General features: G+C 70.1%; 12 protein-coding genes. 5 read left to right on the top strand and 7 right to left on the bottom strand.

Going from position 1 to position 11,726, the window contains the following annotated elements:
* From L2C96_RS24160 to L2C96_RS24135, 6 genes are all read right to left on the bottom strand, one after another.
* A complete protein-coding gene (locus tag L2C96_RS24160; protein WP_237337882.1) occupies positions 1–1,389 on the bottom strand; it encodes an MFS transporter in 1,389 nt (462 codons plus the stop codon).
* A 221-nt stretch (positions 1,390–1,610) separates the two neighbouring features.
* Positions 1,611–2,018 (bottom strand): hypothetical protein, encoded by a 408-nt coding sequence (locus tag L2C96_RS24155; protein ID WP_237337881.1) that lies wholly within the window; start codon positions 2,016–2,018, stop codon positions 1,611–1,613.
* Positions 2,019–2,296: 278 nt separating this feature from the next.
* Positions 2,297–3,418: a muconate/chloromuconate family cycloisomerase gene (locus tag L2C96_RS24150; RefSeq protein ID WP_237337880.1), complete on the bottom strand. Its 1,122-nt coding sequence runs from the start codon at positions 3,416–3,418 to the stop codon at positions 2,297–2,299.
* A 63-nt stretch (positions 3,419–3,481) separates the two neighbouring features.
* A complete protein-coding gene (gene catA, locus L2C96_RS24145; protein WP_237337879.1) occupies positions 3,482–4,330 on the bottom strand; it encodes a catechol 1,2-dioxygenase in 849 nt (282 codons plus the stop codon).
* Positions 4,331–4,350: 20 nt separating this feature from the next.
* A complete protein-coding gene (locus L2C96_RS24140) occupies positions 4,351–5,925 on the bottom strand; it encodes a 4-hydroxyphenylacetate 3-hydroxylase family protein (protein ID WP_237337878.1) in 1,575 nt (524 codons plus the stop codon).
* Positions 5,926–5,959: 34 nt separating this feature from the next.
* Positions 5,960–6,496, bottom strand: coding sequence for a flavin reductase family protein (locus L2C96_RS24135; protein WP_237337877.1), 537 nt, complete (start codon positions 6,494–6,496; stop codon positions 5,960–5,962).
* A 110-nt stretch (positions 6,497–6,606) separates the two neighbouring features.
* On the opposite strand from L2C96_RS24135, the gene L2C96_RS24130 reads away from it, so the two are divergent.
* From L2C96_RS24130 to L2C96_RS24110, 5 genes are all read left to right on the top strand, one after another.
* Positions 6,607–7,386 carry an IclR family transcriptional regulator domain-containing protein gene (locus L2C96_RS24130; RefSeq protein ID WP_123687342.1) on the top strand — a complete coding sequence of 260 codons (780 nt, stop codon included), beginning with the start codon at positions 6,607–6,609 and terminating at the stop codon, positions 7,384–7,386.
* A gap of 152 nt (positions 7,387–7,538) precedes the next feature.
* Positions 7,539–8,156, top strand: coding sequence for a TetR/AcrR family transcriptional regulator (locus tag L2C96_RS24125; RefSeq protein ID WP_237337876.1), 618 nt, complete (start codon positions 7,539–7,541; stop codon positions 8,154–8,156).
* Positions 8,157–8,242: 86 nt separating this feature from the next.
* Positions 8,243–8,731 carry a nuclear transport factor 2 family protein gene (locus L2C96_RS24120; RefSeq protein WP_027929207.1) on the top strand — a complete coding sequence of 163 codons (489 nt, stop codon included), beginning with the start codon at positions 8,243–8,245 and terminating at the stop codon, positions 8,729–8,731.
* Between the two features lie 106 nt (positions 8,732–8,837).
* Positions 8,838–10,070, top strand: coding sequence for an amidohydrolase (locus L2C96_RS24115; RefSeq protein ID WP_237337875.1), 1,233 nt, complete (start codon positions 8,838–8,840; stop codon positions 10,068–10,070).
* 275 nt (positions 10,071–10,345) lie between these two features.
* Positions 10,346–10,981 carry an NADPH-dependent F420 reductase gene (locus L2C96_RS24110; RefSeq protein WP_237337874.1) on the top strand — a complete coding sequence of 212 codons (636 nt, stop codon included), beginning with the start codon at positions 10,346–10,348 and terminating at the stop codon, positions 10,979–10,981.
* Positions 10,982–10,998: 17 nt separating this feature from the next.
* Here the strand turns inward: L2C96_RS24110 and L2C96_RS24105 are convergent, their stop codons facing one another.
* Positions 10,999–11,505 carry a MarR family transcriptional regulator gene (locus tag L2C96_RS24105; RefSeq protein ID WP_237337873.1) on the bottom strand — a complete coding sequence of 169 codons (507 nt, stop codon included), beginning with the start codon at positions 11,503–11,505 and terminating at the stop codon, positions 10,999–11,001.
* Between the last annotated feature and the right edge of the window lie 221 nt (positions 11,506–11,726).

Here is an 11,726-nt window from a genome sequence, read left to right as displayed (position 1 = left end):
TCACGCCGCACCGTCCGCCCGCTCGGACGAAACCGCGTACAGGTCGCGCTGGAACCGTTCCCTGATGGTGCTCACCCCGGCGAAGGTCACCACGGCCATAGCGATGATGTAGAGCGACACCGCCCACGATCCGCCGGAGGCGGCGACCAGGGCCGTGGTGATCATCGGCGCCAGTCCGCCTGCCAGCACGGACGCCACCTGGAAACCCAGTGACGCTCCGGAGAGCCGGACATCGGCCGGGAACATCTCGGCGTACATCGCGGTCTGGCACCCGAACATCGACGCGTGGATCGTGAACCCGATGACCAGCGCGACCCCCAGCCACAGCAGGCTGCCGGTGTCGATCAGCCAGAACATCGGGAACCCCGCGACCGCCATGGCCACCGCGCCCGTCAGGTAGATCCGCTTGCGCCCGAGCCGGTCGGACAACGCGCCGAACACCGGGATGGTCACCACCTGCGTCAGCCCCGCGAGCATCACTACGAGCAGCATCGGCGTGCGGTCCAGCCCGAGTGTCTTCGTCCCGTAGTCGAGAATCCCGGAGATGAAGATGTAGAAGGTTCCGTTGACCACGAAGAACGCCGCGATCGCCTGCAGGATCTGCCGCCAGTACAGGCGGATCGCCTGCCCGACCGGGGCCTTGCGCACCCCGGCCCGCTGCGCGGCCGCCGAGGAGGCGTGCCGGAGCTCGGTGAACACCGGGCTCTCCTCGATCTTGAGCTGGACGTAGATCCCGACGACCACCAGCAGCAGCCCGGACAGGAACGGGATCCGCCAGCCCCACGCCTCGAACGCATCCGCCGGCACCAGCGCGGTGAGCACCAGGAAGAACCCGTTGCCGAGGACCGCGCCGAGGATCGTGCCGGTGTTGACCAGCGAGCCGTAGAAGCCGCGCTTCGCCACCGGGGCGTGCTCCACCAGCAGCATCGCCGCACCACCCCACTGCGCACCGACACCCAGCCCCTGCACGATCCGCGCGACCACGAGCAGGACCGGCGCCCACATCCCGGCGGTGTCATAGGTCGGCAGCAGTCCCACCACGAACGTCGCCACACCCATCAACAGCATCGAGCCGACCAGCGGGACCTTCCGTCCGTAGCGGTCCCCCACATGCCCGGCGAGCACCCCGCCGAGCGGCCGCGCGACGAATCCCACCGCCAGCGTCGCGAACGACGCGAGCGTGCCCTGCACGCCGCCCAGCGTGGGGAAGAACAACGGACCGAACACCAACGCCGCCGCCGTCGAATACACCAGGAAGTCGAACCACTCGAGCACGGTCGACGCGATGGAGGCGAAGGCCAGCTTCCGCATCCTGCGCTCGTCGACCACGAGACCGCCGTGAGCCGCATCGGCTCGGGCGGACGGGGACACGTCACGGTCCGTAGACACCGGGGGACCTCCTCATCGATCGTCCACCACGGCCGCTCAGAACGAACGACCGTTCAGGTCAGTCAAGCAGGCGGTCCGCCCTGGGTCAAGCCCCGGCAGCGCCGGCCCGCACCGCGCACGGAGTCGACAGTGGACACTGGATCCGCCGCGTCAGGCCACGAAGTCGATACCGCCCGGTCCCAGCCGTGCTGGCGCGACGGGCACCACCCGATGCTCGCCGGTCACCCACACCGGGACCGGCCCCAGGCCGTCGAGGCGCCCCCGGTAGCGACCGGACGCGACGACGAGCTCGGTCCTGCCCGTGCCCGCCCGGCCGGAACGCCCGCTCGACGTGGCGCGGACGGCCGAGTGCTCGCGCCGCCCCGCGCACGTCTCCGCGCCTCGGACAGGCACAGACGTGGGTCGAGGAGCACCGGATGCCGCCTGGGCCGGTAACAGCCGACACCGTGCGTGGTGAAGCCGCGCTGTTCCCCGAGCTCCCGGAGGGCGTCCACGAGGCCTGCGGCGCGGTGACCGAAGGTGAAGTCGGCGCCCACCATCACCGCCTCGGCACGCAGCCGCTCGACCAGCGTCCGCTCGACGAACTCGGACGGTGAGAGCGCGGCGAACTCGCGGGTGAACGGCAGCACGCAGACCGCCCGTATCCCGAGCCCGAAGGCGAGATGGGCGTTCGACGGTGCTCAACGCCGCGGTGCCCGCGGTAACCCGAGCACGCGTGCCGGGTGCGGGTCGAAGGTGACCAGCACGGGCGGCAGGTTTCCGGGCGCGGCCGAAGCCCACCGCGCGGTCGATCAGGTGGGCGTCACCACCGACGGGCCGAACCCGGCGGGCACCTCGCCGAGCCCACGCCACAGCACGCACTCTTGCGACGAGGGGCGGACCTCAGCTCCGAGCCCGGCCCGCCTGGTCAGCTCCGGGCGAACGCGCGCACCGCGTCCGGGTCGAGCTCGACCCCGAAGCCGGGCCCGTCGGGCAGGTGCAGCTCCCCACCCTCGTAGCGCAGCGGGGTGGCGAGGTGCTCGGCACGCATCAGCAGGGGCCCGAACAGCTCGCTCCCCCAGGTCACCGCGGGCAGTGCGCACGCCAAATGCAGCGAGGCCGCGGTGCCGACCGGACCGTCGATGGACGTGCCCATGTGGGCGGGGATCCCGGCGGCCGCCGCGACTTCCGCGATGGACCTGGTGGCTCTGAGGCCACCGGATTTGCTGATCTTGAGTGAGTACACGTCGGCAGCGGCGAGCCTGGCGAGGCGGAGCGCGTCGCCCGGGGTGCGGAGGCTTTCGTCGGCCATGACGGGGATCGGCAGCGCCCGGTTGATCTCGGCGAGGGCCTCGACGTCGGCCCCGGGCACGGGTTGCTCGACGAGCTCGATGCCGCCGTCCGCGAGGCGGGGCAGGTGGGCCAGCGCCGTGCCGCGATCCCACCGCGCGTTGACGTCCACGCGCAGCCCCGCCGCGCCGGCCAGCTTGTCCGCGATGGCGGTGACGCGCCGGACGTCGTCGGCCGGGTCCTGGGCGCCCATTTTCAGCTTGAAGGTGCGGTGGGTCCCGGCGTCGAGCTTGGCGAGCGCCTCCTCGACGACGACCGGGGCTGGTTCGGTGCCCAGCGCCCAGGTGACCGGGACCGACCGGCGGACGACCCCGCCGAGGAGGGCGTGCGCCGGTACGCCCAGGCACCGGGCCCACGCGTCGTGCAGCGCGATGTCCACGGCCGCCTTGGCGTGCAGGTTGGCCGCCACCACGTCGCCGATGTCGCGCCCGATCCCCGCGATGTCGTCCACGTCGCGGCCGAGCAGGATCGGCGCCAGGTAGCGCTCGATGACGAGCTGCATGGTCTCCACCGACTCGCCACCCCACCACGGGCCCCCGGGCACGACGCCCTCGCCCACGCCCGTGACGCCACCCGCGGTCCGCAGGTACACCAGCAGGACGGGCTGGACGTCCATCCCGACGCGGGCGAACCGGTGCGGTCGCCGCAGCGGCACGTCGAGCACGACCGTTTCGACGCGGTCGATGCGAAGATCGCTCATCACGAAGCTCCTCTGGTCTGCGACGGGCAGCGCCCCGGGCCCGCGGGCCCGGGGCGCGGGGGTTCAGGCCGGTTCGAGCACGAAGTCGTACTCGGCACGCACGCACCCGTCGGAGACCGGTTGCGGGTCGAGCACGAGTTCCGGCTTGGTCGCCTGCGCGACGTCGGAGTCGAGCCAGTCCCCGCCGGCGAAATACAGCTGCGTGGTGATCGGCCGGCAGCCGGGCGCCCGCACGATCAGGTGCAGGTGCGCCGGCCGCCACGGGTGCCAGCCCGCCGCCTCGATCAGTTTGCCGGTCGGGCCGTCGGTGGGGATCTGGTAGGGCGCGGGCTGGACGGTGCTGATCTCGAACCGGCCCTGGCCGTCGGCGACCACGACACCGCGCAGGTTGCCCTCGGGGATGTGCGGGGCGAATCCCGAGTAGTAGCCGGCGTGGTCGGCGTGCCAGATGTCGAGTTCGGCACCGGGGACCGGCCTGCCGGTCGTGTCGCGAACCTGCCCGGCAAACACGAACCGGGTGCCCGGTTCGTCCTCGCGCATCGGCAACGTGGTCACCGACGGCAGCTTGGGCGCGCCGGGCAGGTAGTACGGGCCCAGGATGCTGCCCTTGGTGCCGTGCTGCTTGCGGGCGGCCACTTCTTCGACCTCGTGCTCGACGAACACGTCGAGCAGCAACGGCCATTCGCCGCTCTCGCCGACCTCGATCAGCCACTGCTTGGCGGCGGTGAACTCGCGGTAGGTGACCTCGTGGGTGCGGATGGCCTCGTGCACCCCGTCCAACACCGCCTGGACGACGGTCGCCACGCGTTCCCGGCTCACCTCGCCGGCGCCACCCTCCTGGCGCGCGAGGAATGCCTGGGTGGCCGAGGCGCCGGAGCCGGCAGCCGTCGGCGATGGGTGTGTCGTGTCCATCGTGGAGTTCCTCTCCGTGCTCACCGCTTGCCCAGCAGCGATACGTCGTCGTTGTTGATCAGGTCGGGCACCGTCCAGCCGTCAAGGTCGTACTCGGCCATGCATTGTTCGGCGAAGCCGCGCATGGCATCGGCCTGACCGGACTGCTCCATGGCGATGAGCTGCTCGAAGCGCACGCCCTCGTGGTTGCCGGCGTAGTTGCGCTCGTAGAGCTCGTGACGGCCGCCGAACTCGGTGCCGATGGAGTCCCAGATCAGCTTCATCAGCTTGACCCGCTCGACCGAGTCGTAGCCGTTGGAACCGCGCACGTACCGGTCGAGGTAGGGCCGGACCTCGGGCGAGGAGAAATCCGACGCGTGCGAGGGCAGGTAGATCAGGGCGCTGCCGAGGTCCTGCATGATGATCTCGCGGATGCGCGGGTAGCCGACGGTCATGAACCACCGGTAGGCCAGGCCGTAGTTCAGGTTCGGCAGCAAGGTGCCGTTCTTCCACTCGCTGGGGCTCGCGGCCATCGCGTCGGAGAGCGCCCAGAACAGGTTGCGCCAGCTGATGACCTCGCCGATGCGGGTCTGGATGCCGCGGAAGTCCTTGGTGCCGGTCGCTTCCACGCCCTTGAGCAGCAGGCCGGCGATGAAGTCGAGCTTGACCGCGAGGCGGGTGACGCCCTGGAAGGTGAACCGCTCCAGGAAACCGGAGCCGGGGACGAAACTGCTCACCTTGTCGGCGTCGCCGTAGATGAACACGTTCTCCCACGGGATCTTCACCTTGTCCAGGATGAAGATCGTGTCGTTCTCGTCGAGCCGGCTCGACAACGGGTAGTCGAACGGCGAGCCCATCTGGGCGGCCATGCTGGTGTAGGAGTTGCGGCAGATCAGCTTCATGCCGGGCGTGTTCATCGGCACCGTGCACACCAGGGCGAACTCGCGGTCCTTGAACGGCAGGCCGTAGTGGGCGATGAAGTTGAAGTGCGTGAGCGCCGATCCGGTCGCCACGACCTTCGCCCCGGAGACGACGAGGCCGTCGTCGGTCTCCTTCTCGACGTGGACGAACACGTCCTTGACCTCGTCAGGCTTCTTGTTGCGGTCGACGGGCGGGTGGACGATCGCGTGGTTCCAGTACAGCACCTTTTCCTGCGATTCGGCGTACCACCGGCGCGCGTTGCCGGAGAAGGGTTCGTAGAACTCGGAGTTCGCGCCCAGTGTGCCGAGGAAGGAGGCCTTGTAGTCGGGACTGCGGCCCATCCAGCCGTAGGTCATCCGCGCCCACTCGGCGATCGCGTTGCGGTCGGCGAGGAGGTCCTCGCGTGTGCGGGGGCTGCGGAAGAACGGGAACGTGAACCCGTTGCTGCCGGTGTCCGTCGGCACCGTCAGGACGTCCTGCTTGGCCGGGTCGTGCAGCGCGTCGTACAGGCGCGCCGTCATCCGAACGGGATTGCGGAAGGCCGGGTGGGCGGTGATGTCCTTGACCTTCTCGCCGTAGAGGAACACCTCCCGGCCGTCCTGCAGCGACTCGACGTACTCCTCACCGGTGAACGGGCGGGTGGTCCGCGCGTCCGCGGCACTGTCCGGGCCGGGCGTGGACTCCTGTGCGGTCATGCTTTTGCTCCTTTGCAATAGCGGACGACGTACGTCAGAGGGAGGCGGCGAACCACGACGCGCCCGGGCTGTCCCCGGACTGCAGCCACGGCGCCGCCTGGTAGACGGGACCGAGGTGACGGAAGCCGCCGAGGTAGAACACCAGCGGGTCGCCGCCGTCGACCTCGAAGCCGGCGACCTCACCGAGGTAGAGCACGTGGTCGCCGCCGTCGTAGCAGCGCCACGGAGTGCACGAGATCGCGGCGAGCGCACCGCCCAGCTGCGGTGCCAGCTGCGGATCGGGACGCCGCCAGTCCGGCGCACCGGCCATCGGCTTGCCGGCGAAGTGCAGCGCGACCTCGCTTTGCGGTTCGCTCAGCACGTTGACGGTGAAGGGCGCGCCCTCGAGGTACTTGCTGATCTTCGACCGGCGGTCGAGCGACACCAGCACCAGTGCGGGATCCAGCGACACCGCGCTGAATGCGTTGACGGTCGCCCCGTGTGGCTTTCCGTCGCCGTCACAGGTGACCACCGTGACCCCGGTGGCGAAGTGGCCCAGGCACCGCCGCAGTGCTCGCGGATCGACCGGCATGCTCCACACCTCCTGTACACTATGTGTACGTGATGAACGGATAGTGTACGTCTGGCAGATCGTGTGACACTTCCCGCGGACTGTCAAGAGAACTGAGGAAAATGGAGCCGATGGACGACGAGAAGACGAGTCAGAACCACATCCAGGGCCTGGAACGCGGCCTTGCGGTGCTCACCGCGTTCGACGCCGACCGTCCGAACCCGACAGTGGCCGAGCTCGCGACGGCGACCGGGCTGTCCCGCCCGGTCGTGCGCCGAGTCCTGTTGACCTTGCAACGACTAGGTTACGTGGCCGCGTCCGGTCCACACTGGACGTTGACACCGCGGGTGCTGTCCATCGGCCAGCACTACACGGCGACGCACGCCCTCACCGAACTGGCTCAACCGCACCTGATGCGACAGGCCGAGCGGACCGGGGAGTCGGCCACCCTCGCGGTGATGGACGGCAACGAAGTCGTCTACATCGCGCGGGTGCCGGTACGCCGCGTGTTGAGCGTGACCGTATCCCCCGGCACGCGCGTCCCCGTGCACGCGACGTCCCTGGGCCGGGTGCTGCTGGCGTGGGAACCGGACGAGCGGGTCGACGAGGTGATCGCCGAATGCGGGCTCCCCCGCCTCACCCCATACACCGTCACGGACCCGGCGGAGTTCCGCGAGATCCTGGCACGCGTCCGGGAACAGGGCTGGTCGCTGGTGGCGAACGAACGCGAGGAAGGGCTCATCTCGCTGTCGGCACCCGTGCGCGACCACCACGGCCGGGTCATCGCCGCGGTCGCCTCCTCCACCTCGACCGGGCGCACCACGCCGGACCGGATGCGCGAGGAGGTGGTCCCCGTGCTGCTCGAGACCGCGAAGGCGATCAGCGGCGAGCTGGGGCACGAACGCGGGTGACACGGCGGTCCGCGGCAGGCGGGACCGTCCCAGCCCAGAGTCGGCGGCGTGCGCGGACTCGCCATGCTCACGCCTCCTCGGGCCTGAACGAACGTTCTTACTCCAGGGAACCAGTCGCTCCGAGGTCCGTCAAGAACGTGTAACCTCGCCGGATGAACAGTCGTTCTGCTGCTGCCGCGCTGATCAGCGAAACCGGCCGGGGCACCAAGGCGGCGATCCTCAACGCAGCCCTGGCCGCGTTCGGCGAAAAGGGCTTCAACGGCGCCTCGACACGCGATGTGGCCGCCGGCGCCGGAACCAGCCTGTCCAACCTCTACAACTACTTCCCGTCGAAATCGCACCTGCTCGCCGAACTGCTCCAGCGAGCCAACGACGAGCTGCTGAACCGCACCAGCGCCGCGGTCCAGGCCGCCGGGGGCGACCCGGCCGACCGGATGCGGGAAGCGGTCAAGGCCTACGTCGGGTTCGTCGTGGACCACCAGACGGCAGCGCTGGTCGCCATCAGCGAGATCCGCTACCTCCACGGCGAGCATCGGGAACGGATCGTCCGCGCCCGCGACAGCACCCAGGCCATCTTCGGGGAGATCATCGCCGAGGGCGTCGCCCAGGGCCGGTTCACCACCCCCTACCCCGACGGCGCCGCACGGAACATCGTGTCGATGTGCTCGGCGATCTCCACCTGGTACCGCGCCGGGGGGCGCCTCTCCCGGAAGGCCCTCGCCGAGCAGCACGCCCGGTACGCGCTCGCCCTGCTCGAAACCCGCGACTGACCGCAGGCACGCCTTGCCAACCGGCTCCGCTCCCGCCTATCGTCTGAACGATCGTTCGTACTGAGGCAGAGAGCGGGGAGGCGGGCATGGGTGACCTGGAGGCCAGGATCCGGCGGCTCGAAGACGTCCAGGAGATCGGCCAGCTGCGTGCGCGGTACTGCCAGTACCTCGACGACGGGCGCTGGGACGAGCTCGCCGGCCTGTTCACCGAGGAGGGCCGGTTCGTCGGCCTGTCCACCGCCAGCGGGCGCAGTGAACTGCGGACGTTCTTCGCCGGTCTGCAGCGCGGTCCGCTCACCGCGTGGTGGCACTTCAGCGCCAACGAGACGGTGACGGTCGACGGTGACGCCGCCTCCGGGGAAACCTGGCTCTACCAGCCCTGCGTGGTCGACGGCGAGGCACAGGTCGCCGCGGGCCGCTACACCGATTCGCTGGTGCGCCAGGACGGGAGGTGGCTGTTCACCGAGCGCAAGGTCACCTTCTTCTGGTGGGTCCCCCTGACCGCCGGGTGGGACGCCGGGAGAATCGGCTGGGCCCCGGCCGACGGGGCGCTGGATCCTCGCTACCGGCGATGACTGCCGCCCGGCGCCCTCAGCGTTGCGCTCCTACACTCGGCTGAAGTGGCCTAATCCCGGACGGGAGACGTACCGCTCCCGCGCCAGGCCGAGGAGGTCGGCGACGATGAGCGTTCATCGGGTCCTCACCGGTCTGGATGCGGTCCGGGCCGACCTGGAAGAGTTCTATCGGGACCTGCACCGGCACCCGGAGCTGGGCCTGCGGGAACACCGCACCGCCGCCAAGGTCGCGCAAGCGCTGCGGGAGGACGGGTACGACGTGACCGAGGGCATCGGGGGCACCGGGGTGACCGCGGTCCTCGCCAACGGGCCGGGGCCGGTGGTGATGGCGCGAGCGGACATGGACGCCCTGCCTGTGCGGGAACAAACCGGGCTGCCCTACGCGTCCACCGTCACCGACGGCGACCAGCCGGTCATGCACGCCTGCGGGCACGACGTGCACGTGACGGCATTGACCGGGTGCGCGCGGCTGCTCGCGCGAGCCAGGGAATCCTGGCAGGGCACGTTCGTGGCACTCTTCCAGCCGTCGGAGGAGAACGGCGACGGCGCCGACGCGATGATCGACGACGGGCTGACCGGCAGGGTGCCCACCCCGGATGTCGTGCTGGCCCAGCACGTCCTGCCCTACCCCGCGGGGTACGTCGGAATCCGCGCGGGCCCGTTCCTGTCTGCTGCGGACAGTCTCGAAGTAACCGTCCACGGCCGCGGCGCGCACGGGTCGAACCCCGAGTCGGCCGTGGACCCGGTGGTGATGGCGGCGATGATCGTCGTGCGCCTGCAGACCGTCGTCGCGCGCGAGCTGGCCGCCACCACCCCGGCGGTGCTCACCGTTGGCAGCATCCACGCCGGTTCCGGCCCCAACATCATCCCGGACCGGGCCGTGATCCAGCTCAACGTGCGCACCTACGACGACGTCACGCGCGCACACGTGCTGGAGGCGATCGACCGGATCGTCCGGGCGGAATGCGCCGCGTCCGGGGCCCGGCAGGCACCGGTGATCCGGCGGATCGCGTCGTTCCCGCCCACCGTCAACGACGAGGAACCCACCCGGCGCGTCGCGGCGGCGTTCGCCGACCACTTCGGCGAGACGCACACGATCGACCTGCAGACCGCGAGCGAGGACATGAGCCTGATCCCGCAGGCCTTCGGCGCGCCGTTCACCTACTGGGGTTTCGGTGGAACCGATCCCGCCGAATACGCCGAAGCGGACAAGCGCGGCACCCTCGCCCACGACATTCCGGTCAACCACAACCCCCGGTTCGCCCCCGTCATCCAGCCCACGCTGGACACCGGTGTCACCGCGATGGCCGTGGCCGCGCTCGCCTGGCTGGCGGCCTGAGACACGACCGCGCCGGAGCGCGACCTCGCGGTTTCCGTGTTGTTCACGTCGCCGTCGCACTCTCTGCGCCGAGGACGAGGAGCGAGCGGATGACCGCCATCGCAGACCGGCCGGAAGTCACCCGGGACCTCGCACCACCGCGACGCGCGAAGGAGCCGCCCACTTTCAAGCGTCCGGACGCATGGGGCAGCCCCCTCCCGGGGCCGTTTCCCAACGTACCGCCGGGGTAGCCGGTAACGGACCCGGCCGACACCAAGGAGTCTGCGATGACGACAGTGACGATCATCGGCGCGGGCAACATGGCCCGGGGAATCGGCATCCGGGTGCTCGCCGGCGGCGCGGAGCTGCAGATCCTGGCGCCCTCCGCGGAGAAGGCGACCACACTGGCATCGGACATCGCCGGCGACGACGCCCCGGCCAGAGGCGGCGCGGTCGACCAGCATCCGGTCACCGGCGAGATCGTCGTACTCGCCACCCCGTACGAAGCGGCCCTGGAGTGGGCCTCCGGCCACGGGACCGAACTGGACGGGCGGGTGGTCGTCGACATCACCAACCCGGTCGATTGGGCGACGTTCGACCGGCTGGTCACCCCGCCGGGATCGTCGGCCGCGGAGGAGATCGCCGCCCGACTCACCCGTCAGGTTTCGGTCGTAAAGGGCTTCAACACGACGTTCGCCGCGACACTGCACACGGGACAAGTGGACGGGCAGCCGCTGGACGTGCTGCTAGCCGGCGACGACGTCGCGGCCAAGCGTATGGTCAGCGGCCTGGTCGAGGCAGCCGGTATGCGTCCTGTTGATGCCGGGCCCTTGCGGCGATCACGTGAACTCGAAGCGCTGGGCTTCCTCCACATGACTTTGCAGGAACCGCTGGGAACCGGCTACCGCAGCGCGGTCAAGTTTCTGGGCTGAGATCTCGGCCAGGACGTTCAGCCGTCTTCGAAGCGCCGGAGCAGGAGCGTGAGCAGAGCGGCCAAGTCGGTGCGCTGCTGCGGGGTGAGGGGAGCGAGCAGGTCGTCCTCGAAGGCGAAGTGCTCGGCGATGTCGTCGTCCAGGTCGGACACCGCTTCCGGGGTCAGGGTAACCAGGACGCTGCGCTGGTCGTCCGCCGAGGCTTCCCTGGTGATCCAGCCGTCGCGCTCCAGCCGGTGCAGGCGGCCGGTCAGCCCGGAGGACGAGATCAGCATCTCCGCGCGCAGCTGGGACGGTGTCATCGCGTACGGCGGGCCGATGCGGCGCAGCGCCCGCAGCACCTCGAAGTCGCCCACGTTGGCCACCATCCGTCCACGCCGGCGGCGCAGTCGGCCGTTCTCCGCGCCCTCCACGTGCTGCGCGATCCGCAGGATCCGGGCGAGCACCTCCGACGCCGAGACGTCCAGGCCGGGCATCTGCTCGGCCCACAGCGCCACCGACCGGCCGACGACATCACCATCCATGTCGTGAAGTAATACCTCGTGTGTTTCCGGACACCGGCACGGCCCCACGGGTAGATAGTTCGCTCGCGAGCGAGATAACCTCGCCTTCGTGACTGCCTCCACCTCGGCGCCCGCCCGGCCGGTCGCGCGCCGCTCGCCCAAGGGTTCGGTGCTGCTGCGGTTGTTGCGCACGACGGACCACAAGCAGATCGGCATCATGTACCTGGTCACGTCGTTCGCCT

Origin of the sequence: Amycolatopsis tucumanensis, from assembly GCF_021654135.1 — a bacterium.
GTDB lineage: Bacteria > Actinomycetota > Actinomycetes > Mycobacteriales > Pseudonocardiaceae > Amycolatopsis_E > Amycolatopsis_E tucumanensis.
Note: the sequence above shows the minus strand (reverse complement) of the source record. Positions and strands in the feature narration are given on the sequence as shown.